Below are 21,065 nucleotides of genomic sequence, written 5' to 3'. Positions count from 1 at the left end.
TCTGAGGCGGGCGGTGCGCGCCGGGAGAGGCGGTCGCCGCGAGCGCGGCGAAGGGCCCCTCGTACCGGCGCGGTGGTGCCCGCACCGGTACCGGAGCCCTCCACCGCACGCGCGGAGCGCCGCGGCTCACCTCAACGCCGCGCGACCCCGTCCTCGCGGGCCGCGCGCGCGACCGCCTCGGTCACGGCGGGGGCGACGCGCTCGTCGAAGGGCGAGGGGATGACGTAGTCGGCGGCGAGTTCCGCGCCGACCACGTCGGCGAGCGCCTCGGCCGCGGCGATCTTCATGTGCTCCGTGATGTCCGAGGCGCGCACCCGGAGCGCGCCCGCGAAGATGCCGGGGAAGGCGAGCACGTTGTTGATCTGGTTCGGGTAGTCGCTGCGCCCGGTCGCGACGACGGCCGCGTACTTGTGCGCGACGTCCGGGTGGATCTCCGGGTTCGGGTTGGCCATCGCGAAGACGAAGGAGTCCTTCGCCATCGTCGCGACCGCCGCCTCCGGCACCGTGCCGCCCGAGACCCCGATGAACACGTCGGCGCCCGCCAGCGCGGCCTCCAGCGAACCGCTCAGGCCCGCCAGGTTGGTCAGCTCGGCGATCTCCCGCTTGACCGGCGTCAGGTCGGCGCGGCCGGTGCTCAGCACGCCCTTGCGGTCGCACACCGCGACGTCCCCGATCCCCGCCGCCAGCAGGAACTTCGCGATGGCCGCGCCCGCCGCGCCCGCGCCCGAGATGACGGCGCGCAGCTCCCCGATCTCCCGCCCCGTCAGCCTCGCGGCGTTGCGCAGCGCGGCGAGGGTCACGACGGCGGTGCCGTGCTGGTCGTCGTGGAAGACAGGGACGTCGAGCCGCTCCTTGAGCCGCCGCTCGATCTCGAAGCAGCGCGGCGCGGAGATGTCCTCCAGGTTGATGCCGCCGAAGGAGGGCGCGAGCCGTGCCACGGTCTCGACGATCTCGTCCGGGTCGGTCGTGTCCAGCGCGAGCGGCACCGCGTCGACGCCCGCGAACTGCTTGAAGAGGATCGCCTTGCCCTCCATGACCGGCATCGAGGCGGCCGGGCCGATGTCGCCGAGGCCGAGGACCGCCGTGCCGTCCGTGACGACGGCGACGACCTGCGAGGTCCACGTGTACTCGTGGGCGAGTTCGGGGCGCTCGGCGATGGCCGTGCACACCTCGGCGACGCCGGGGGTGTAGGCGAGGGAGAGGTCGTCGCGGTTCTGCACGGGGACGGTCGCGGCGATCGCCATCTTGCCGCCCCGGTGGAGGGCGAAGGCGGGGTGGCGGCCGGCGTCGGCATGGGCCGCGTCCGGCTCCGCCGGGTGGTGCGCGGAGCCGTCGCCCGTACCCGTGACGCCCGCACAAGCGTCGGTATCGGGTGTGGCGTCGGCAATATCCGCTTGAGCTGACATGGGAGAACCCCTTTGTTCGTTCATCGTCAGTTGAGGGTGGCCGCCCCCTGGTGAGGAGGGCGGGCGGGCACCGCGCAGCCCGCCGGCGACCCGGGTCCCCGGTCGGGGACCACGGCTTCCACGCTTCCGCGCAGCTCTTCCGGGAGGGGAAACGCTTGCGCGTAGGAATAGGCCACGGGTACGGGCTCGTGCGCGCGGACGCGCCGCACACGCGTCCTGGGCCCCTGATGAGGGGTGTAGCCGTCTTTTCTACCGGATCGTGCCCGCCTCCTACGAGTCCTTTCGGACGAGGGCCGGGTCACACGCGGCGCCGCCTCGCGCTTCGCACGCCTTCCCCGCCCCTCCCCCACCGACTCGCCGCCGCGCGCGAACCACCTCACGCCCGCTCAAGACCGCCCAAGGCACGAGGAAGTCCCCAAGCGACCCACAGCACGGCAAGCCGCGCAGCCCTGCCGAGAACCGGCATAGCGTCTCGCATCCCGGGATACCCGCCCAGGCCCGGCCCCCGCGCCCACCCGCACCCCGAAATCGCCGCCCGGCCGACCTGCCGTCAACTCGTCCTCGCATCGCACTTGTTACCTGTGCACAAGCCCCCCGTCCGATCCCGTTATCCGATTTTGACATCGGCGACCCCCTGAGCGGTCTTGTCCGAATGGCAAGATGCCGTGCATCGCACTGGGTCACGACACTCGAAGACGCGTTCACCGTGACCCCCGTCGGCAATTCCAGACTTCCGCCGGAGGGACCCTCATGACCACCAACTCCCCGCGTCGCCTGTTCGCCGTGAAGCCCCGCGCAGCGACGGCCGCCGCTGTCGTGGTCGCGGGTGCCCTGCTCCTCGGCGCCTGCGGTGACCAGACGAAGGACGACGACAAGAAGGAGCCGGCCGCCTCGGCCGGTTCCTCGAAGGCGGCGGGCGCCTCCCTCAACGCCAAGCTCCCGAAGGAGATACGCGACAAGGGCGTCATCAAGGTCGGCTCGGACATCGCGTACCCGCCCGTCGAGTACAAGGACAAGTCCGGCAAGGTCGTCGGCATCGACATCGACCTCGCCGAGGCCCTCGGCAAGGAGCTGGGCGTCACGTTCGAGTTCCAGAACGCGACCTTCGACACGCTCCTGACCGGCCTGCGCTCCAAGCGCTACGACCTCGCGATGTCCGCCATGACCGACACGGCGGACCGGCAGAACGGCGTGGACGGCGACACGGGCAAGAAGGTCGGCGAAGGCGTCGACTTCGTCGACTACTTCACGGCCGGCGTCTCGATCTACACGCCGAAGGGCAAGACCCAGGGCATCAAGACCTGGTCCGACCTGTGCGGCAAGAAGATCGTCCTCCAGCGCGGCACCGTCTCGCACGACCTCGCCAAGGCCGAGTCGAAGAAGTGCGCGGGCGGCAAGAAGATCGCCATCGAGGCGTACGACAACGACCAGCAGGCCCAGACCCGCCTGCGCGCGGGCGGCGGCGACGCCGGCTCCTCCGACTTCCCCGTCGCGGCCTGGGCCGTCAAGACCTCCGGCGGCGGCAAGGACTTCGAGCTCGTCGGCGAGCAGGTCGAGGCCGCCCCGTACGGCATCGCGATCGCCAAGTCGAACACCCAGCTCCGCGACGCGATCAAGGCCGCGATGGACGCGATCATCAAGAACGGCGCGTACGACAAGGTCATCTCCAAGTGGGGCGTCGAGGACGGCAAGGTCACCGAGGCCGCCGTGAACGCGGGCAAGTGACCTGACGGGGCGCGGGGTTCCGCGTACGGGGTCGGGCCACCGTCCCCGTACGCGGAACCGCGCCGCCCCGGCCCCGCGCGGGCCCGCCCGCGCACCCGAACCCACCCCCCGGAGCGAAGGCAGTACGCGTGTCCCCCGACGACCCCACCACTCCCCCGGAGCCGGACCCCGCGTCCGGCCCCCGGGACGACGCCAGGCCCACCGACCTGGACAAGTCCGCGCCCGGCGCCGACGCACCGGCCCCCGTGACGAAAACCCCGCACACCGCCCCGAACACCGCCCCGGGTCCCGCTTCGCGACCCGCCGAGGCCATCCGCGCCGTCCCCGTGCGCCACTACGGCCGCTGGGTCGCGGCGGTCGTCTCGCTCGCCGCCCTCGGCGCGCTCGTCTACGCCTTCTCGCAGGGCAAGATCAACTGGGGCGCCGTCCCCGACTACTTCTTCGACGACCGCATCCTCAGCGGGCTCGGCAAGACTATGCTCCTCACCGTCATCGCGATGCTCATCGGCATCGTCGGCGGCGTGGTCCTCGCCGTCATGCGCCTGTCCAAGAACCCGGTGACGTCGTCCATCGCCTGGTTCTACATCTGGTTCTTCCGCGGCACGCCGGTCCTCGTGCAGCTCATGGTGTGGTTCAACCTGGGCCTCGTCTTCGAGTACATCAACCTCGGCCCGCTCTACAAGGACTACTGGGCCAGCTTCATGACCCCGCTGCTCACCGCGTTGCTGGGCCTCGGCCTCAACGAGGCCGCGTACATGGCGGAGATCTGCCGCGCCGGGCTGCTCGCGGTCGACGAGGGCCAGACCGAGGCGTCCCACGCGCTCGGCATGAGCCACGCGAAGACGCTGCGCCGCATCGTGATCCCGCAGGCGATGCGCGTCATCGTGCCGCCGACGGGCAACGAGGTCATCAACATGCTCAAGACGACCTCGCTCGTCGCCGCCGTGCAGTACCCCGAACTCCTGCGCGCTGCCCAGGACATCGGCCAGGTCTCCGGCGCGCCCGTGGAGATGCTCTTCCTCGCCGCGGCCTGGTACCTGATCCTCACCTCGGTGCTGAGCATCGGGCAGTTCTACATCGAGCGGTACTACGCGCGCGGCTCCAGCCGCGCCCTGCCCGCGACCCCCTGGCAGAAGCTCCGGGCGAGCGCCTTCTCGCTGGGCCGCCCGAACGGAGGCATGGCATGAGCGACAGCACTTCCGCGACGGGGACGGCGACGGGGACGAGCGGGCGGCAGCCCATGGTCCGCGCCGAGTCCGTGCACAAGTCCTTCGGCCCCCTCGAAGTCCTCAAGGGCATCGACCTGGAGGTCCGGCAGGGCGAGGTCTTCTGCCTCATCGGTCCCTCGGGCTCCGGCAAGTCGACGTTCCTGCGCTGCATCAACCACCTGGAGAAGATCAACGCGGGACGCCTGTACGTCGACGGCGAACTCGTCGGCTACCGGCAGCGCGGCGAGAAGCTGTACGAGCTGAAGGACAGCGAGGTCGCGCTGCGCCGCCGCGACATCGGCATGGTCTTCCAGCGCTTCAACCTCTTCCCGCACAAGACCGCGCTGGAGAACATCATCGAGGCGCCCACGCAGGTCAAGGGAGTCCCGAAGGCGGCCGCGCGCGAACAGGCCCGCGCTCTCCTGGAGCGCGTGGGCCTCGCGGACAAGGCCGACAGCTACCCGGCGCAGCTCTCCGGCGGTCAGCAGCAGCGCGTCGCGATCGCCCGCGCGCTCGCGATGGAGCCGAAGCTCATGCTCTTCGACGAGCCGACCTCGGCGCTCGACCCCGAGCTGGTCGGCGACGTCCTCGACGTCATGCGCGACCTCGCGGAGAGCGGCATGACGATGATCGTCGTGACGCACGAGATGGGCTTCGCGCGCGAGGTCGGCGACTCGCTCGTCTTCATGGACGGCGGTGTCGTCGTCGAGGCGGGCCACCCCCGCGAGGTCCTCACCACTCCACGGCACGAGCGCACCCGCGCCTTCCTCTCGAAGGTGCTGTGAGGCCGCGGGCGCGGTGAGGCGGGCGGTCGGCGGATGAGGCGGCACGCGGACGGGGCCGGGCCACGCGCCCCGGCCCCGTCCGCCCCGTACCGGCGTCGCCGCCCCGCCTTCGCGTGCTCAGCGCAGCCCGAGCACCAGCGCGTCGGAGGGCGAGGCCCACACCGTGCGGGCCTCCGCGAAGCCCGCCTCGCGGAGGGTCGCCGCGTGCCAGGCGGGCGGCTGCGTATCGCCCTCGGAGTGCGCGCCGAAGAGCTTCATGCGCGCGGCGACGGGCTCCGCGAACGCGGGCTCCTCGGCGAGCGCCGCCCACCACGCGTCCCAGTCCTGCGCCCCCGCCGCGAGCGCCCGGTCCATCACGGCGTGGCGCAGGGCGCGCTCGGCGGCGTTGATCCGGGGCGTGGCGGGGTCGGGCATGTGGTCGGCGTTCATGAAGGCGCCGCCCTCGCGCACGAGCGGCGCGAGCTGCCCGTAGAGCGTGCGCAGGGCCCCGGTGGGCATCCAGTGCAGCGCCGTCGCGGTGAGCACGACGTCGTACGCGGCGTGCGGCAGTGCCTCGTACCAGCCCGGCGCCGTCAGGTCGGCGTCCACGACGTCGACGCGCGGGTCCCCGGCGAAGGTGCCGCGCGCGAGCGCGAGCAGCGCCGGATCGCGGTCGACGGCCGTCGAGCGGGCCTCGGGGAACCTTCGCAGCACGCGGTCCGTGATACTTCCCGTACCGCAGGCGAGGTCGAGGACCCGCGGCGCCGTGCCGACGAGCGCCTCGGTCATGTCGAGCATGACGCGGAAGCGTTCCTCGCGGTCGGGCATGTACCACTCCTGCTGACGGTCCCAGCTCTCCTGCCAGGCCCCGAAGTCGGTGCCACCGCCGCCCGTACCCATCTCCGCCTCCGCCTCGTCCGCGCGGGACCCGCACGGGAACCCGCCCGAGAAGTAATACTCTCTACAGATGTCCGACCATTACGGCCGGTCGACATGCGCACCCTAGTCCGCCCCTGTAAGGACAACAAGTGGAACTGGCCTATTACTCGGACTACGCCGTACGTCTCGTCAACACCGAGGAACCGGGACGCCGCAAGGACACGCTGACCTCGGTCGACGCGGTACGCGCGCTCATCGGCGCGGACACGCAGGCGGCCCGGCGCGCGGGCGAGGCGGACGTGACCCGCTTCCGGGGGGTGCGCACCCGGCTCCGCGCCATCTTCGAGGCCGCCGACGGCGGCGAGGAGCACGAGGCGGTGCACCTGCTCAACTCGCTGCTCCTCGAATACCCCGTCTCGCCGCAGATCTCCGGCCACGAGTACCTCGACGCCTCGGGGCGCCCGCGCTGGCACATGCACCTCGCCGAGCACCCCTCGAACGCGACCGCCGGTTACGCCGCCGTCGCCGCGATGGGCCTCGCCTTCCACCTCACCGAGTACGGCGTCGACCGCCTCGGCATCTGCGAGGCCGAGCCCTGCCGCAACGCCTACCTGGACACCTCCACCAACCGCTCCCGCCGCTACTGCTCGGACCGCTGCGCCACCCGCGCCAACGTCGCCGCCTACCGCGCCCGCAAACGCCGCGCCGCCGCCGAACCGGAGACGGAGCGCACGGAGCCGAGCCCCCAGCGCACGAAGGAGACGGCGGTCGCGAGGCGCCCCGAGGAGTCCTGACGGGAGGAGTCCCGGCCCGAGGGCCCCGTACCGCCACCCGCGAGGCCCGCTCCCGCGCCGCCGGTATCCGAGCCGCCCGCATCCGCACCGCCCGCTCCCGCGCCGCTCGCCGTCGCGGCGACGAGCCGGTCCTCGCTCTCCGGCCGGCGCGGCCGGTACCGCCCGAGCACCCGCCCGAGGACGAGTTCCTGCGGCACGACGCCGTAGTCATTGCTGTCGCCCCCGGCCCAGGGGTTGTCGGCGAGCACCCACCAGCCCGCGCCCCGGCGCTCCGCCGCCCGCTTGACGATGAGCAGATCCTGCTGGAACGGGTGGCGCAGCACCACCACGTCACCCGGTTTGACCCGCGCGCCGTAACGGACGAGCAAGCGGTCCCCGTGACGCAGCGTGGGCAGCATCGAGGGCCCCCGCACCTCGGCGACGCCGAGCGGAATCCTCGATTCCCCTATGCGCACGCGCCCTTCCGCCTCCGACATCGCCCAACCTCCCACTCTCGTGCCCGTCCGGCACCGTCCTCGGGACCGGCCGGCCCCTAGTCTCACCCCGGACTTTTGGCCTAGGCCCCCGGGGGCACCCGAGAAAACCAGGTCCTCACGGAGTAATGTCCCACCTGAGAAGACGATCACGAGGAAGGACAGCTTTCATGCTCTCCCGCCTGTTTGCCCCCAAGGTCACGGTCAGCGCCCACTGCGACCTCCCCTGCGGCGTCTACGACCCGGCGCAGGCCAGGATCGAGGCCGAATCGGTCAAGGCCGTGCAGGAGAAGTACCAGGCCAACGAGGACGCCGACTACCGCACGCGCTGCATCATCATCAAGGAGCAGCGCGCCGAGCTGGCCAAGCACCACGTCTCGGTCCTGTGGAGCGACTACTTCAAGGCCCCGCACTTCGAGAAGTACCCGGAGCTGCACCAGCTCGTCAACGACACCCTCAAGGCCCTCTCGGCCGCCAAGGGCTCGAACGACCCGGCCACCGGCCAGAAGGCGCTCGACCTGATCGCCCAGATCGACAAGATCTTCTGGGAGACCAAGAAGGCCTGATCTACGGCTGGACCGTCTGACCTGCGGTTTCGCTGGTCAGACTTCCTACCGGTCCGCACCCGGTCCGCAGGCCGCCGAGAACGGCGTCCATCACGGACCGGGTGCGGTCTTCTGAGAAGCCGGCGTAGTCCGGCCACTCTCGGGTGCCTGTTCTGGCGCGTATCGCACCGCACATGAGGTGCAGGGCGTTTTCCAAGCTGATCGCGGTCTTGCTGACGGACTCGGGGCCGAGGACCTGCACCCGCTCCAGCGCCTTGAAAGATTCGACGTTGAGGTCATCAGCTTCCGCACGGACCCGTACGCCAAGAGCGCTCCAGACGTCCCCCTCGTGGCCGTGACGCTCTTCCTCATAGCGAGTCCCAAGGACCTGGTTCGCGGCTTCTTCCTCGATCATCCGTCGAAGGCCCTTGACGGGCGCGTCCCAGGCATCCAGGACGGCGATGTACGCCTCCTGCCGCTGCCCGCGGAGCCACTGCTCATGCTCGACTTGTGCCTGGTCGCTCACATGTCGGCGCCCCACCTCATGGCGATGAGACTGCCGGTCACACCGACGACACCCGCCACTCCGGCCGCTATGACGGCTGCCACCCCCTGATCCATAGGCGTCGTCCTGCCGCAGAAGGCACTGGGTACGGACCGTAGGACGGGCTCATCGTCCAGGGGGTCTGAGCGAATCCGACCACCCTACGGTCGCGTGACTACACGACCCCTGATCCCTACTCAGCGACGAAGGGTGCGTATCCAGCCGGGACCTCGCTGACCTGTACGTCAGAGAAGATCAAGGTCAGCTTGTGTGCGTTCGTCTCGATGCGTACTTCGTGGAAGTCGATCCCGACGGCCTTCGACCAGCGACGGGTCGCCTCCGACTCAGGCAGAATCTTGGCTCCCGGATACAGGTCATGCCATTTCACACCCCAGACGTATCCGTCGAGATCGACACCGGTTTCATGGTCGATGAGCCGGTCATCCAAAGAGACCCGCCAGGTCTCCGCCGGCACTGACGTCTCGCACCGCGCCTCAACGCAGTACCGAAAGAGATACCGGAGGCGGGCCGGCGCGATGCCGGTGCGGGGATCAGCCGTTGCATAGACGACGACCTCGTAGTCGCGCATGTAGTTGGTGTATCCGTGGTGCACGACCGCGTGATCGAAGGTCTCGTCCAGCATCTGTTCAAGTACGGCAGTGTCCATGCTGCCCTTCTACCTCACTTGACGAGACCCTCTGCAACGGGATTCACGGGGTTCACGCGCTGCCGTCTCAGAGACCGACCAGGGACAAGTCCTAGCAGGCGGCTATGGCCAACGCCGCGTGATGCTCGTCGAGGATCTCCATGCCGTTGAGCGGCGGCCCGAATGGAGCGAAGAGCCCTGGCCGCTTCACCGATCCCTTCATAGGCAGGCAGGGCCCACACCACGCTCTGGTGTCCTCGCTGCTCGTGGCAGCGAGGACACCAGTCCTCATGCGGCGCGGGCCGCGGGCAACTGTGAGATCCACGTCGCGACCTCAGTCAGGTGCTCGGGCTGCAGCCCGAGGTGCGGGTCGGGCTGCACGAGGAGGGTCGCCTTTCCGCGGGCGGTGCGCTCCTCCGCCCAGGTGTGGTCGAGGTCGGCGAAGTCGTCGTCGATCCAGATGGTGGGGGCGTCGCCCAGCCAGGCGTCGACGTGGTCGCGCTTCCACAGGTAGCCGTCGGGGTGGCTGGTGGTGATCTGCGGACGCGGGAGATCTACGTACGACAGGGTGGGAAGGCAGAGGAGCGGGCCGATGAGGGTGGTGGCGTCCTGGCGCCAGCTGGTGCACCAGACCGGGGTGACCAAGCCTGTGCGGATGACGTCCATGAGCAGGCGGCCGTGGTCGGGGTTGAGCCAGACGGTGACCGGATTGTCGGCGCTGCGGCCGGCGGGGACGACGTCGTGGCGAACGTGGGTGGCCGGGGTCGAGCCGTCCGCGTTGGGGAAGGGTATGAGGACACCGTCGATGTCGAGGAGCAGGTAGGGCAGGCGCATCGGTTCCTCCAGGAAACCCGGGGCGAGTGGCTGGTCAGAGCTTGCGGGCGCGGATCAGCAGGGTGGTGGGCCAGTGGCCCATGCGGGGGTCGTGGAACTCCTGGGCCGAGGTGAGCCAGAAGCCCGCGTGACGGAGGTGCTTCTCCCACCGGTCCGCGGAGAACTCCCAGCGGGCGATGGGGAGCCGGGTACGGTCAGGAAGGGTGACGTGGTCGCGGCGAGGACGGTCGTCTCCGGCGGGGCTTCGGCCACCACGCTGCGGGTGCGGAACTGCGAAGACGAGCACCCGACCGGGCGTGAGGCGCTGGGCGATGGCCGGGAGCAGAAGCTCGGGGGCGACAAGCCCGATGGCGCCGAAGACGGAGTAGATCGCGTCGAACGGCTCGTCGGAGGCGCGCAGGTGGTGCAGGGCGTGCCCGGCGACGAAGGTGAGGTTGTCCAGCCGTCCGTAGTGGGAGCGGGCGCGGCGGACCTGGAGACCGACCAGGTCGACGCCGGTGACATGGGCGCCGATTGGGGTGTCCCCTGCTCGAGCGAAGCCGAGACCTTGGGGAAGGGTAGCGAGGTGGGCGGCGTTGTGGCCGGGGCCGCAGCCGAGTTCCAGGAGCCGCTTGCCCCGAAGGTCGGGGCCGAGGATCTCGGCTCCGGGCCCTTGGCCGGGTCTCGTGGTCCATTCCATCCGGGCGGGTACGGCGAGGGGTTGGGCAGGTCCGGCGGCGGTGCGCTGGAGGGCGTGGGCGTGCCAGGGGGATGCCTGGGCGAGCACGTCAGATCTCCAGGAGGTGGAGGATGTCGGTGAGGTGGCGGCGGACGGCCTTGATGTAGGCGGGGTCGGTGGCCGGGTCGTTGATCCAGCGGATCGCCTGTTCCATGAACCACTCGACGGCCCACATGCGGTGCCAGCCCAGGGCCCAGTTCTCGGCGGTGAGACCGCCGCGCGGGGCGAGGGCATCGGCGGTGCCGCCGGCGGTGACGTACTGCTCCAGGAGGACGCGCAGGCGGACAGGGTGTGGGGCATCGATGGTTCCGTGCCAGCTGGCGAGGTCGAGCAGGCCGGGGCCGGTGAAGGCGCGGGCGAAGTCGAGCAACCGCCAGCCGTGCTCGCCGATGTGGAGGCTGGTGGGGTGGAACTCGGAGTGCACCCAACCGAACGGTTCCAGCCTTGCGCCGGCGGAGCGGGCCCCGGCGGCCTGAGCGATGCGGTCGAGCGCGTCTTCGACATCGTCGGCGTCCTGCCACCGGTCGGCCTTACGAAGCCGGTCGAGGTGGTCCAGCGCCCGGGCGGGCAGCACGCGCAGCCGCTCCTGGTCGAGCACGGGCAAGCGCGAAGCCGTACGGGTGCCGTGCAGGATCACGGCCGCGGTGACGCCGTCGAGATCGTCGGCCTCGCGGACGGACGGCCCCAGGTCCTCCATGAGCATGCCGAGCCATCCGTTCAGAACGGCAGAGGCGTGGACTTGGGGGACGGGAACGCCGAGGGTGTGGGCCAGGCGGAGGGCTTGGTCCTCGCTATCGAAGGGTTTCTTCGCGTACTTGAAGATGGCCGTGGAGCCGTCGGGGAAGGTCACGCGCTCGACGCCGGACATGGACCACACGCGCACCTCCTCCCGTACGGCGGTGGTCTGGCCGGTCGCGGTGAGCAGGTTGTCGAGGAGTTCGGCGCTGGGATTCGTGGTCACGGGGAGGCTCCGGGGAGGTGGCGGCGTCCGGGGCGGGCGAGGGAGGTCGGCCCGCCCCGGAGCCTGATCGGGTGGCGGTTACGCGGCGGGGTTCACGCGGTGGGCGTAGACCTGCTCGATCCAGCCCGCCTTGAACGCGGCGAGGTCGTCACGGAAGTTCGCCATCGAGGCACCGTAGGGCGCGACCACGCCGCCGGACTGGTCCGGCACGGACTGGCAGCCGTGCACGAGCCGACCGCCGAGCGCGGCGTGGGCCTTGATGGACTCGATCCGGCGGTGCTCGTTGAACCAGCCGCCGTGGTAGACCTCGTCGAGCATCCCGCCCATGTCGTCGTCCAGGTCGAAGACGACGGACGTCGCGGCGGGGAAGAACCAGCACGGCCCGACGTTGGAGATGTGCCCGTCCACCTCGACCTTGTTGAGCGCCATGAACGTGGCCGCCTCGCGCAGCATCCGCAGGTGCTCGGCGGTGATCTGCGGCAGGCCGAGGCCGGCCAGGTGCTCCTCGCGGAAGAGGTACGCGTACACCTCGTACGCGGTGGCCAGGACGCGGGCCGCGTCGGAGGTCGACTCGCTGTGCTGCTTGATGAAGTCGAGCGCGAGTTGCTCGACCGCGCTCTCGGTCGTCTCGTCCACCTCCAGGAGCTGGGCCTTGACCAGCTCCCAGTCGGCGACGAGCCAGGTGTTCGACTCGAAGCGGAAGAAGTAATCGGCCGGGTCGGCGGTGATGCGTCGGCCGTCGACCTGGATGCCGGGCCGGCGGTTCCATCGCGGGTCGAACGCCTCGGGCAGCTCGACCGTGATGGCCGTGGTGTCGATGGTGGTCACCGGGTTCTCCGTCTCTGATGGGCCGGGTTCGGGCACAGGAATGCCCGAACCCGGTGTGGACGTACGGAACTTCGGGGTGCCGCCCGGACCAAGGGGGAGCCTGGATCACGGTCGCGCCGTTCCGGGCGGCTGCTGATAAGTGAACCGGCGGTCACGCTCAGTGGGTACGGTGGAAGGCAGTCGAAGCGGTATACGCGGTTTACAGCTCCAGGACGGAGGCGATCGTGACGGCGCAGAGAGACCCCAACTCCCGTCTGCGCGAGGTCGTCGCGGCGGTCGACTGCACCTACGAGGCCCTCGCCAGGGACGTACGGCGCATCGCCGCCGAGAACGGCGAGATCCTCCAGACCAACAAGTCGGCCATCTCGCACTGGGTGAACGGCACCCGCGCCCCGTCGGGCCGGGTGGGTCAGTACCTGGCCGAGGCGCTGTCCCGCCGATCGGGACGCACCATCACCCGGACCGAGATCGGCCTCCAGGCCGGCGATGACGAAGCGCCGGCAGAACCCGACCCTGTCCTCGCCGCCACCGACCTGGGTCGTGCCGATGTCGAGCGCCGCCGCTTCCTCGCCATCGCGGCCTTCACCACCGCCGGCGTCGCCATGCCGCTCGGATACGACCACGAAGCCACCACCCGCATGCTCCGGGCCCGCACCGGCACTTCCCTGGTGGGGGCGGAGGACGTGGACGTCGTACGGCAGATCACGGCGGCCTTCAGCGCCGCCGACGAGCGCCTCGGCGGCGGGCACGGCCTGACCACCGTCACCGCGTACCTCGCCGACACAGCCGCCCCGATGCTGCGCGGGCGCTTCCCCAACGAAGTCTTACGCCGGGCCGCGTTCGGCGCCGTCGCCGAACTCGCCTATCTCGCGGGGTGGAAGCACCACGACCTCGGCCAGGAAGGTGCCGCCCAGCGCTACTACCAGGTCGGCTACAAGCTCGCCTGCGAAGCCGACCCCCACGGCCACGCAGCCTGGATGATGCGCGCCCTCGCCCACCAAGCTCTGAGCCTCAAGCAGCCCCACCATTGCGTTGACCTCGTCGAGGGAGCCCTACGCGCAGGTCTCGGCCACGTCGACGGTCGGACCGAGGCACTCCTCCACATCACCCACGCTCGCGCCTACGCCGCAGTCAACGAGAACCCCCAGGCCGCAGGCGCCTTGCTCGCCGCCGAGGACGCCCTCCTACGGGACGACGGCCCCCAGCCCAGCTACTCCCGCGTCAGCGGCCCCGCCGCCGGCACCGTGGCCAGCCACACCGCACGCACCCTGACCGACCTCGCCGACCACATCGGCACCGAGCAGCAGCACCGCGACGCCCTCACCCGCTGGGACCCCGTGAAGTACAAGCGCGTCCACGCCCTCACCCACGCCGACCTCGGCGACAGCCTCGCCGCACAGGCCCGCGCGGACGAAGCCGTCGCCGCCTGGACTCAAGCCCTGATCCTCATGGAAGGCATGACCTCCGACCGCACCCATAAGGCGATCACCTCGATCCGCTCCACCCTCGCGGTCTACCAGCGCCGCCGTGTCCCCGGCGCCGCCGATCTCGCCCGCCGAGCCCGCGAGGCCCTCGCCTAACATGCCCAACAACCCGCCCGACGAAGGGAATACCGTGGCCCAGCAGACCAACGACCAGCCGAAGGCCCTCAAGCCGGCGCTCGAATCCATGACTCTGCTGGTTGCGGCCGTCATCGTCCACGACAAGGCCACCAACCGCGTCGTCCTCCTCCAGCGCAGCGCGAACGCCAAGTTCGCCCAGGGCATGTGGGACCTCCCCGTCGGCAAGAGCGAACCGGGCGAGCCCATCACCGAGACGGCCGTCCGCGAGCTCTACGAGGAGACGGGCCTCACCGTGAAGCCGGACTCCCTCAAGGTCGCCCACATCATCCACGGGGCCTGGGGCGTTGAGTCCCCAAATGGATTCCTCACGGTCGTATTCGCCACCCACGAATGGACCGGCGAACCCGAAAACCGCGAGCCCGGCAAGCACGCCCAGGTCCGCTGGGTCGACGCCGACGCCATCCCCGAGAACTTCGTGGACACCACTTCGAGCGCCCTCCTGCGGTATCTCGGTAGCGGGCCAGAAGTCTCACTTGATGGCTGGGGGTAGGGGCGCGCGCCACCTCGGCCAGGTATCGAGTGCTTACAAGCACGGCCCAATTTCCCTGCTGGCCAATGAGATCCGGCACGGATGTCAGTGCCCTGCGCCAGTATCTCCCCATGAACATTGACTGGGAGCGCGCAGCCGAGATTCAGCGGCTGGTGGTTGGCGGTGCACTCCTGGCCGCGATCGTGGTGTCGATCTACCGCGCCCTCGCGTGGGTCGCCCGCCGAATCCAGCCGCTGCAGGTGCGCTGGGCTGCCTGGAACGCCAGAGTTGCGGAAAGGGACCTGGCGCCAACAGTCGCGGCGCTCCAGCATCTTGGCCTCGCGGACCTGCCAATTCAATCATTCCGGGAGGCAGGTCAGAAGATAGCCGGAAGCGTCAAGCTGCGCTACTGGCTGCTGACCTTCACGATTGGTCTCGGTGCAGGGGACCTCCTAATGGCAGTGATCAAAACGATCGAGACACGGAAGGTTCAGCCGAGCCTTCAACCATCCGCGCTTGTTCTCGCTGCTGTCACCCTGCCTCTTCTGATGTGGGCAGCTCGGCGCAACAAAGCCATAGCGGGCTACAGATTGATGCTCTCGATCATGGCTGCCATCGAGGCTTGTGATGCCGTGGCACGCTCAGAAACGGGCGACAGGCCCCAGGCCCTCCGGCATCTTGACGACACGTGCTCCACAGTTCGGCGCTCACTTCTGCGCGTACACCGGATCACGAACAGCGTCGGCCGCGGGTCTCCAAGGCAGCGGAACGCAAAGAACCACGCCACGCTCGTCGTGGCCAGGCTTCAGCTGGCCGAAGCGCAGGTCGACGCCAAGGGCGCTGGAGCGCTCCGCACCTTGGCTGCACTTCTGGCGAAGATCGGGAGCACCTTCGCTGCAGGAAGGGTCACCACGCTCCTTCCCGAGCAGAGCCTGCGCGGCACCACCCCAGTGACCAATCGGGAGGGGCTGCGGCTGGTGGCTGTAGTCGTCACCGCCGCCGGCGCACTGTGTCTTGGGGTGCTGTTGGGGCTTCCAGCGGGTGTCGATGTCGTGCTGGCTGGTACTGCTGCCGTGCTGGCCTCAGTGGTGGCGTACGGGCCCCGAGCTGCAGTCGCCAAGACAAGCGAAATCATGAGCATCCTGCGGCAGTAGTGGCCTCGCCCCAGTCCGGGGCATCCGCCCCACCAGAGCCGGCTTGCCCCACCCTGCTTACAACTGGGCAGTCCGCACACAGTCCGCAGGACACCCGATCAGGACCATCGCACCCCATCGCCATCAATCACCAAAAGGCCAGGTCAGCGCCCCACAGGAGTGATCCCCGCAGGTCACCGCCCCGCCCCATTACTGGGAGACCAAGAAGGCCTGAGCCCCGCTCAGCCGCCCCTGCTCCTCCCGGCCCGCCCGGCGGCGGACCATGGGGGGAGAGGATTTCCGCACCCGGTTCCGTTACGGCCCTTGTGGCCGTGGGGGCCGGGTGCGGTTCTTATTGCGCCCGGGGGCCCGTCATGACGGACCGGGACCCGGCCTGCGCCCTCGCGGGGTCCGCCGCACCGCGACCTTTCCTCTCCTGCCGCCCGCATCACCCTGCTCGCACGCAATTTCCTCGCGATACGCGCCGAATGCCCTCATATTCCGTGTGGTGGAATTACTTCGCGCGCAGTTATCGTCGGCACACCGGGGGGTTGCCCCCTCGTCACGCTCAAGGACCTCAAGGGGAGCAGGACGTGGGCTTCAAGGGAATGAACGACGTCCAGGCGCCCAAGCTGGCCGCCGCCGTTGACGTCATGGGCGGGACACTCACCGTCCAAGGCGGATTGATCGACGGAATTCTCGCCAAATGGGACGCCAAGGCCGAAGGGGTGTCCGAATTCCCCAAGAAGGCTTCGTGGGCGACGGACGAGGCCAAGGACATCCGGCGCCGCCTCGGCCTCGCCAAGGACGACCCCGAGGCGGTCCTGACCTTCGCGAGCCTGTCCGGCGCCCTGGAGACGTGGAAGGAGTTCAAGGAGGGCACGCTCAAGGACATCAAGACCCCCCTCAAACTCCTCAAGATCCCTACGGCCATCGAAGCCTCGATCCACCTCTACGAGCGCTGGAAGCAGGGCCAGAACGTCGCCGGGGCCCGGGCGGTGTGGGAACTCAACAAGTACTTCGGGTCGCCGGAAGCCCGCATCAAGGCGAAGCGGGGCGAGCTGCTCAAGGAACTCCTCAAGGACCAGAAGATCCGCAACTGGTACAAGGAGCCCTGGAAGTGGCAGCAGAGCGTCCGCCGCGTCGCCATGCGCCTGAAGATCCCCTACGCGGCGAAGCTCTTCGGCAACGCGCCGGGCGCCGGGTTCCTCGCGCGAAAGGTCCTCCTGCCGCTGAGCGTCGTCGACGGCGTCAAGCAGATGTTCCTCCCGACGCACACGGGCGCGTACGGCGCGGCCGACCGGACCATGGGGTTCCTGGAGGCGGGCGGGGCGGTGGCGGTGCTCGGCGGGGCCGGCATGGCCACCACCCTCGGCGCGTCGGCCGCCGTCGCCGCGGCCGTCCCCGTCGTCGGCTGGGTCGCCCTCGGAGTGGCCGGCACGTACTTCCTGGGCAGCTGGGCGTACGACAAATGGGGCGACGATATCGGGGCCGGCGCCAAAAAAGCCTGGAATGCCACCAAGGAGTGGGGCGGGAAGACCGTGGACAAGGGCAAGGAAATCGTCCACGGGGCGAAAAAAGCGGTCACCAATCTGGTCCCCGACACCATCAAAAAATACGCATTCTGGTAAACGAGAATCGGACGCGTCTTCATGCCGAACCCTGATATCGACATAAACCTCGAAGAGTTCCGCGGGACTCTGTCCGAGGCTCTCGCGGAGGGGGGCACACAGCCTCTGCTGCGCCTCACCGATGAAGAGATCGCGATCCTCGATCCGGAATCGCTGACCGAATGCGTCGCCCCGACTCCGCGACTCGCCACGCTCTCCGGCGAGGAACGCGAGTGGGTGTACGCCACCGCCCTTCGTTCCCTCGTCTCGCGAGAAGCGGTCGAGGTCGCCAACATCGAGGAACTCGACGCCGTACTCCGGGGCTCGGGCGCGCGGCAGGACACGCGAGCCGCCGTGGCGGGTACGGACCCGGGCACGCTCCCCTCGGGCGTCGACCTGGACCTGCGCGTCACCCCCGAGGTGAGCCTCGCCCTGACGCTCCGCCGCACCGCCGGGCGGGCCCTCGTCGTCGAGCAGCACACGTCGAGCGGCCTCACCCACCTGCTCGTCTACATCCACGCCGAGGATCTGTACCTCGTGGAGCGTGTCACGTCCGGCGGCCTGCACATGTTCACCCTCGCCGGCTCGGCGAAGGACGCGGCGGACATGGCGCTGCTCTTCATGGACCCCTTCGAGGTCGCCGCCAAGGACGGCCCCACCCAGCGGCTCACCCCGGAAGAGATCAGCCAGGAGAACGTGGGCAGGGCGCTCGGCCAAGCCATCGACAATGCCCTGGTCGTCGGGCAGACCGTCCTTCTGGCGGACACTCCCGGCCCGCTCCTGACGACGTACGCGACCGACGAGGCCCTGTGGACGGTGTACGTCGAGAAACCGAACGCCCCGACCGGCATCGAAGCGCGCCCGGTCGGCAAGAACACGCTGCGCGCCATGGTCACCAAGCTGATCAACCCGAGCTGAGAGAGCCGACACCATGTCACGAGAGGCCGAATGCCGTGAGGACCTGCGCCGACTCAAGCGATACGCCGACGAGTTGGAGAACTCCGTCGACAACGTGCAGAAGCTCTGCGGCACGGACACATGGAAGGGCCCCAAGAGTGAACGCTTCCGCGGCGAGTTCTCCGGCCACAAGAAGCAGATAAAGGACGCCCTGGCGCACGCGCGGGCGGCGATGGACCGCGCGCTCAAGCGTGTGGAGCAGGAAGAGGCGGAGAAGAAGAGGTCCGGAGCGGGGAAGTGAGGGAGCGCGAAGCCATGGTTGACCAACAGCGCACGGCACGGCAGCGGTTGGCCCCCACACAGGCGCGCCGTGTCTCCGCCGCGGTCCTCGACGCTGTCGTGGCCCTGCTGTGCGGCCTCGCGGCCGGGGCCGCGGCCGGGGTGGAGGTGGCCGACGGCGTCGTGGAGCTGCGCCCCGGCTCCCCGACGGTGTGGGGGGCCGCGCTCGGCACGGCCGTAGGTCTCTCCTTCCTCAATCACGTCCTGCTCACGTACGCGGTCCGTGCCAGCCTCGGAAAGCTGCTGACCGGCCTGCGCGTGGTCCGCGCGGCCGACGGCCGCCGCCCCGACTTCTTCCGTCTCATCGCCCGGTGGTTGTTCGGCTTCTACTGGATGATCGTGTTCGTCCCCATCCATCTCGCAGCGGACAGCAGTGTGGAACAGCAGGACGCGGTGGGTCTGCGCACGGTACGGCGCTGACCCGGCCTCCGCGCGCCCACGGGGAACGGCGTCGGCGCCTGATGCCCCATGGCCGTGGTGGACCCACCGGACCGGCGCCGCCCGCCGTGTCCGGGGCGTCCACCTCGGCGGCGGAGCGGATCACCCGTGCGGTTCGGCGGCGTCAGGTCTCGCTCACCGGCGCGGGACCGCGCGTGAAGGACTGACGGACCAGGGTGAGCAGTTCCTCCTCCGTGACGCCGAGGCGGCGGGCCTCGGCGGCGAGTTCGGTGGCGCGGGCGAGGAGGCCGGCGCGGAAGCGGGCGCCCTCCCCCTCCACGACGACGGCCCCGCGCCCTCTGCGCAGTTCGATCAGGCCCTCGTCCCGCAGCCGTTGGTACCCCCGGAGGACCGTGTGCACGTTGACGTCGAGCGAGTCGGCGAGCGCTCGCGCCGCCGGGAGGCGCTCGCCTGCGGTGAGAGAGCCCTCGGCGAGGGCGGCACGGACCGAGGCCGCGATCTGCTCGCCGAGCGGGACCGGTGACGAGGGGTCGGTGCGGAAGAGCATCAGCCGCCGCCTGGTCGTGGGGAGGAGCCGTCCTCGTCGGCCGCGAGGGTGTTGAGGAGCGCCGCCGCCGTACGGGCGTCCCGTGTCGTGACGGCGAAGTCCCGCCCGTCCTCCCTGCGCACCACGAGCGCCTCGCCCGAGCGCAGGATGACCCCCGTCCCGCGGGGGCTCACCCGGTATCCCCAGCCGCCCCACTCCAGCGCGCTCACGCGCTGCGCGCGGGCCGCGGCGACCTGGTCGAGGCCGATGCGGGTGCGGGGCCAGGGCAGATAGCCGGCGGCGACCGTGAGGCCGTGCCGGTCGACGGTGACGCGTACGGCGCTCAGACCGAAGGTCAGCAGTCCCGCGAGCATGAGCGGGAGTCCCACGCCGACCAGTCCGGCGGCGAGCAGGCACGTACCCAGCAGAAACGCCCCCGCCCCGAACCCGGCGAGCACCGCCGAGGTGTTGTGTGCCGACCAGCCGGCCCGCTCTCCCGGGCGCAGCGTCAGCCGTTCCGGGACGCCTGGCAGCGGTTCGCGCTCCGCCCCGTGCGCGGCCGGGGGCAGGAGGCGCCGCAGGAGCGTTCCCGCCCCGGCGGCGAGGAGCGCGGCAGCGAGACCCGCCACCAACTGGGCCCAGGGCAGCCGGGCTCCGGTGCCGTCAGCGACCGCGTGCGCGTTCACGAGGAGCACCGCGCTCAGCAGGTATCCGAGCAGTCCCGCGGTCCCCCAGCCCGTCGCCGTCCAGCCGCTCCGCGCCGAAAGGCCCGCTCCCGGGAGGGCGGCGCCCAGGCCGAAGAGAAGCGCGAGGCCGCCGAAGAGAGCGAGGCACACCCACGGGTAGCCGCTCGTGGCGCCCCAGTCGTCGGCCGTGCCGCCGCCGGAGAAGTGGGTGGCGATGCGGTCGCCGAGTTTGTCCCGCGTACTCAGGAAGAAAGCGATCGTGGCGGCGAACCCGGCGACGAACGGCGCCACTTCGAGCAGTACGCCCGGCCATCGGGCGCCTCTGCCTCCCCCGGCCCCCGTACCGCCGCCCGGGCCCGGCGGCCCGCCCGTCCCGTTCCCGCCCGGCCCCTTGGCCTCGTGTCCCCCGTACATCCCTCGCTCCTCCCGCGTCGCGCGACGGGCGCCCTGCGCGCCCCCCTCCGTACGACTTGTTCGCCATCTATGCGAACAACTGTCGAGGTACTCCCCGCCGGACAGCCCTTCCAACCCTGACGTGCGAAAAATCTTTCACGGGATGCGGAACACACCCCTCCGCATCCCGTACGGATCTTTTTCGCGGGCCGGGAACTCGCCCCGCCCGACGGCCGTTGGAACGGACACACGAGCACACACAGACACACACAGCGCACTCGCGGACAAGTGACCTGAACAGGGCGGAGCCACGCCGCTGACACGTCACGGGCAGGGCGCGGGAACAGAAGGGGGTCTTCTCATGGCGGGTTTTCTCGACCGGGCGAAGGAACAGGCGCAGCGCGGCCTCGCGCAGGGCAAGCAGAAGTACGACGACGTGCAGACCCAGCGCACGGGCAGCGAGCTGCTGAAGCAACTCGGCGCCGCGTACTACGCGGAGCGCAGGGGCAGTGGTGACCCTGCGGCCACGCAGCGCGCCCTGGAGGCCGTGGAGTCCCACATAGTCACGCACGGCGACGGTTTCCTGCCCCGCTGAGCCGGCGCGGGCGCGGCACGGCCCACCCCAGCCGGCGCGGGCTCCGCATGGCGCGTCCCGGCCGGCACGGG

Annotated in this window: 23 protein-coding genes and 1 pseudogene; 13 read left to right on the top strand and 11 right to left on the bottom strand. The window is 70.2% G+C overall.

All coding sequences use genetic code 11. The annotated features are described in order from the left end of the window. Positions 1–131: 131 nt before the first annotated feature. Complete coding sequence (locus tag G3I42_RS35590) at positions 132–1,406, bottom strand: NADP-dependent malic enzyme (RefSeq protein ID WP_164291776.1); 1,275 nt, start codon at positions 1,404–1,406, stop codon at positions 132–134. A gap of 750 nt (positions 1,407–2,156) precedes the next feature. Here G3I42_RS35590 and G3I42_RS35585 point away from each other — a divergent pair. The 3 genes from G3I42_RS35585 (at position 2,157) to G3I42_RS35575 (ending at position 5,124) form a co-directional block, all read left to right on the top strand. Further along, complete coding sequence (locus G3I42_RS35585) at positions 2,157–3,131, top strand: ABC transporter substrate-binding protein (protein WP_164291775.1); 975 nt, start codon at positions 2,157–2,159, stop codon at positions 3,129–3,131. Between the two features lie 245 nt (positions 3,132–3,376). Further along, complete coding sequence (locus G3I42_RS35580) at positions 3,377–4,318, top strand: amino acid ABC transporter permease (protein WP_164291778.1); 942 nt, start codon at positions 3,377–3,379, stop codon at positions 4,316–4,318. A 53-nt stretch (positions 4,319–4,371) separates the two neighbouring features. Then, entirely contained in the window at positions 4,372–5,124 is a 753-nt protein-coding gene (locus G3I42_RS35575) for an amino acid ABC transporter ATP-binding protein (protein WP_164291777.1), read from the top strand. A 117-nt stretch (positions 5,125–5,241) separates the two neighbouring features. Here the strand turns inward: G3I42_RS35575 and G3I42_RS35570 are convergent, their stop codons facing one another. Then, on the bottom strand, positions 5,242–6,003 hold the full coding sequence (locus G3I42_RS35570) for a class I SAM-dependent methyltransferase (protein ID WP_164291774.1): 762 nt from the start codon (positions 6,001–6,003) through the stop codon (positions 5,242–5,244). 128 nt (positions 6,004–6,131) lie between these two features. On the opposite strand from G3I42_RS35570, the gene G3I42_RS35565 reads away from it, so the two are divergent. Further along, on the top strand, positions 6,132–6,776 hold the full coding sequence (locus G3I42_RS35565) for a CGNR zinc finger domain-containing protein (RefSeq protein ID WP_164291773.1): 645 nt from the start codon (positions 6,132–6,134) through the stop codon (positions 6,774–6,776). Between the two features lie 140 nt (positions 6,777–6,916). Here the strand turns inward: G3I42_RS35565 and sodX are convergent. Then, a pseudogene (gene sodX, locus G3I42_RS38150) lies at positions 6,917–7,252 on the bottom strand (nickel-type superoxide dismutase maturation protease); the annotation flags it as partial. A gap of 167 nt (positions 7,253–7,419) precedes the next feature. Here sodX and sodN point away from each other — a divergent pair. Next, positions 7,420–7,815, top strand: coding sequence for a superoxide dismutase, Ni (sodN, locus tag G3I42_RS35555; protein WP_008745663.1), 396 nt, complete (start codon positions 7,420–7,422; stop codon positions 7,813–7,815). 1 nt (position 7,816) lies between these two features. Here the strand turns inward: sodN and G3I42_RS35550 are convergent, their stop codons facing one another. The 6 genes from G3I42_RS35550 to G3I42_RS35525 form a co-directional block, all read right to left on the bottom strand. After that, positions 7,817–8,320: a hypothetical protein gene (locus G3I42_RS35550; RefSeq protein ID WP_164291756.1), complete on the bottom strand. Its 504-nt coding sequence runs from the start codon at positions 8,318–8,320 to the stop codon at positions 7,817–7,819. Between the two features lie 211 nt (positions 8,321–8,531). Then, a complete protein-coding gene (locus G3I42_RS35545) occupies positions 8,532–9,005 on the bottom strand; it encodes a hypothetical protein (protein ID WP_164291771.1) in 474 nt (157 codons plus the stop codon). Positions 9,006–9,272: 267 nt separating this feature from the next. Then, positions 9,273–9,818: an HAD domain-containing protein gene (locus G3I42_RS35540; RefSeq protein WP_164291770.1), complete on the bottom strand. Its 546-nt coding sequence runs from the start codon at positions 9,816–9,818 to the stop codon at positions 9,273–9,275. A gap of 34 nt (positions 9,819–9,852) precedes the next feature. After that, a complete protein-coding gene (locus G3I42_RS35535) occupies positions 9,853–10,584 on the bottom strand; it encodes a class I SAM-dependent methyltransferase (RefSeq protein WP_164291769.1) in 732 nt (243 codons plus the stop codon). Between the two features lies 1 nt (position 10,585). Next, positions 10,586–11,497, bottom strand: a complete 912-nt coding sequence (locus tag G3I42_RS35530; RefSeq protein ID WP_164291768.1) for a phosphotransferase — start codon at positions 11,495–11,497, stop codon at positions 10,586–10,588. Positions 11,498–11,575: 78 nt separating this feature from the next. Further along, on the bottom strand, positions 11,576–12,325 hold the full coding sequence (locus G3I42_RS35525; RefSeq protein ID WP_164291767.1) for a hypothetical protein: 750 nt from the start codon (positions 12,323–12,325) through the stop codon (positions 11,576–11,578). Positions 12,326–12,549: 224 nt separating this feature from the next. Here G3I42_RS35525 and G3I42_RS35520 point away from each other — a divergent pair, with 224 nt between their 5' ends. The 7 genes from G3I42_RS35520 to G3I42_RS35490 all read left to right on the top strand — a co-directional run bounded on the left by G3I42_RS35520 (position 12,550) and on the right by G3I42_RS35490 (position 18,815). After that, a complete protein-coding gene (locus tag G3I42_RS35520; RefSeq protein ID WP_164291766.1) occupies positions 12,550–13,905 on the top strand; it encodes a tetratricopeptide repeat protein in 1,356 nt (451 codons plus the stop codon). Between the two features lies 1 nt (position 13,906). Continuing rightward, a complete protein-coding gene (locus G3I42_RS35515; protein ID WP_164291765.1) occupies positions 13,907–14,437 on the top strand; it encodes an NUDIX domain-containing protein in 531 nt (176 codons plus the stop codon). A gap of 110 nt (positions 14,438–14,547) precedes the next feature. Next, positions 14,548–15,570: a hypothetical protein gene (locus G3I42_RS35510; protein ID WP_164291764.1), complete on the top strand. Its 1,023-nt coding sequence runs from the start codon at positions 14,548–14,550 to the stop codon at positions 15,568–15,570. Positions 15,571–16,142: 572 nt separating this feature from the next. Further along, the gene (locus G3I42_RS35505) at positions 16,143–17,180 is read left to right on the top strand and encodes a hypothetical protein (RefSeq protein ID WP_164291763.1); all 1,038 of its coding nucleotides are present in this window, start codon (positions 16,143–16,145) and stop codon (positions 17,178–17,180) included. Between the two features lie 21 nt (positions 17,181–17,201). Further along, on the top strand, positions 17,202–18,077 hold the full coding sequence (locus G3I42_RS35500; protein ID WP_164291762.1) for a hypothetical protein: 876 nt from the start codon (positions 17,202–17,204) through the stop codon (positions 18,075–18,077). Positions 18,078–18,090: 13 nt separating this feature from the next. After that, positions 18,091–18,357: a hypothetical protein gene (locus G3I42_RS35495; RefSeq protein ID WP_164291761.1), complete on the top strand. Its 267-nt coding sequence runs from the start codon at positions 18,091–18,093 to the stop codon at positions 18,355–18,357. 14 nt (positions 18,358–18,371) lie between these two features. Next, a complete protein-coding gene (locus G3I42_RS35490; RefSeq protein ID WP_164291760.1) occupies positions 18,372–18,815 on the top strand; it encodes an RDD family protein in 444 nt (147 codons plus the stop codon). A 142-nt stretch (positions 18,816–18,957) separates the two neighbouring features. On the opposite strand, the gene G3I42_RS35485 is transcribed toward G3I42_RS35490, so the two are convergent. Together G3I42_RS35485 and G3I42_RS35480 are read right to left on the bottom strand one after the other, a co-directional pair. Beyond that, the gene (locus G3I42_RS35485) at positions 18,958–19,341 is read right to left on the bottom strand and encodes a GntR family transcriptional regulator (protein ID WP_164291759.1); all 384 of its coding nucleotides are present in this window, start codon (positions 19,339–19,341) and stop codon (positions 18,958–18,960) included. Continuing rightward, positions 19,341–20,420, bottom strand: a complete 1,080-nt coding sequence (locus G3I42_RS35480; protein WP_164291758.1) for a DUF1648 domain-containing protein — start codon at positions 20,418–20,420, stop codon at positions 19,341–19,343. Before G3I42_RS35480 ends, G3I42_RS35485 begins: the two co-directional genes overlap by 1 nt. Before the next feature lie 340 nt (positions 20,421–20,760). Between G3I42_RS35480 and G3I42_RS35475 the strand changes: the two genes are divergently transcribed. Continuing rightward, entirely contained in the window at positions 20,761–20,994 is a 234-nt protein-coding gene (locus G3I42_RS35475) for a hypothetical protein (RefSeq protein WP_164291757.1), read from the top strand. The last annotated feature ends 71 nt before the right edge of the window (positions 20,995–21,065 follow it).

The sequence above is a fragment of the Streptomyces sp. SID11385 genome (genome assembly GCF_010548245.1).
Lineage (GTDB): Bacteria > Actinomycetota > Actinomycetes > Streptomycetales > Streptomycetaceae > Streptomyces.
The sequence above is the reverse complement of the archived record's forward strand: the minus strand, read 5'-3'. Positions and strand labels throughout refer to the sequence as shown.

Bases quoted from the DNA above. Each gene is read 5' to 3' on its own strand.
- G3I42_RS35575 (WP_164291777.1), top strand. From the start codon at position 4,372: ATGGTCCGCGCCGAGTCCGTGCACAAGTCCTTCGGCCCCCTCGAAGTC.
- G3I42_RS35480 (WP_164291758.1), bottom strand. From the start codon at position 20,420: ATGTACGGGGGACACGAGGCCAAGGGGCCGGGCGGGAACGGGACGGGC.
- sodN (WP_008745663.1), top strand. From the start codon at position 7,420: ATGCTCTCCCGCCTGTTTGCCCCCAAGGTCACGGTCAGCGCCCACTGC.
- G3I42_RS35500 (WP_164291762.1), top strand. From the start codon at position 17,202: ATGCCGAACCCTGATATCGACATAAACCTCGAAGAGTTCCGCGGGACT.
- G3I42_RS35485 (WP_164291759.1), bottom strand. From the start codon at position 19,341: ATGCTCTTCCGCACCGACCCCTCGTCACCGGTCCCGCTCGGCGAGCAG.
- G3I42_RS35540 (WP_164291770.1), bottom strand. From the start codon at position 9,818: ATGCGCCTGCCCTACCTGCTCCTCGACATCGACGGTGTCCTCATACCC.
- G3I42_RS35570 (WP_164291774.1), bottom strand. From the start codon at position 6,003: ATGGGTACGGGCGGCGGTGGCACCGACTTCGGGGCCTGGCAGGAGAGC.
- G3I42_RS35590 (WP_164291776.1), bottom strand. From the start codon at position 1,406: ATGTCAGCTCAAGCGGATATTGCCGACGCCACACCCGATACCGACGCT.
- G3I42_RS35495 (WP_164291761.1), top strand. From the start codon at position 18,091: ATGTCACGAGAGGCCGAATGCCGTGAGGACCTGCGCCGACTCAAGCGA.
- G3I42_RS35585 (WP_164291775.1), top strand. From the start codon at position 2,157: ATGACCACCAACTCCCCGCGTCGCCTGTTCGCCGTGAAGCCCCGCGCA.
- G3I42_RS35545 (WP_164291771.1), bottom strand. From the start codon at position 9,005: ATGGACACTGCCGTACTTGAACAGATGCTGGACGAGACCTTCGATCAC.
- G3I42_RS35490 (WP_164291760.1), top strand. From the start codon at position 18,372: ATGGTTGACCAACAGCGCACGGCACGGCAGCGGTTGGCCCCCACACAG.
- G3I42_RS35510 (WP_164291764.1), top strand. From the start codon at position 14,548: ATGAACATTGACTGGGAGCGCGCAGCCGAGATTCAGCGGCTGGTGGTT.
- G3I42_RS35475 (WP_164291757.1), top strand. From the start codon at position 20,761: ATGGCGGGTTTTCTCGACCGGGCGAAGGAACAGGCGCAGCGCGGCCTC.
- G3I42_RS35515 (WP_164291765.1), top strand. From the start codon at position 13,907: ATGCCCAACAACCCGCCCGACGAAGGGAATACCGTGGCCCAGCAGACC.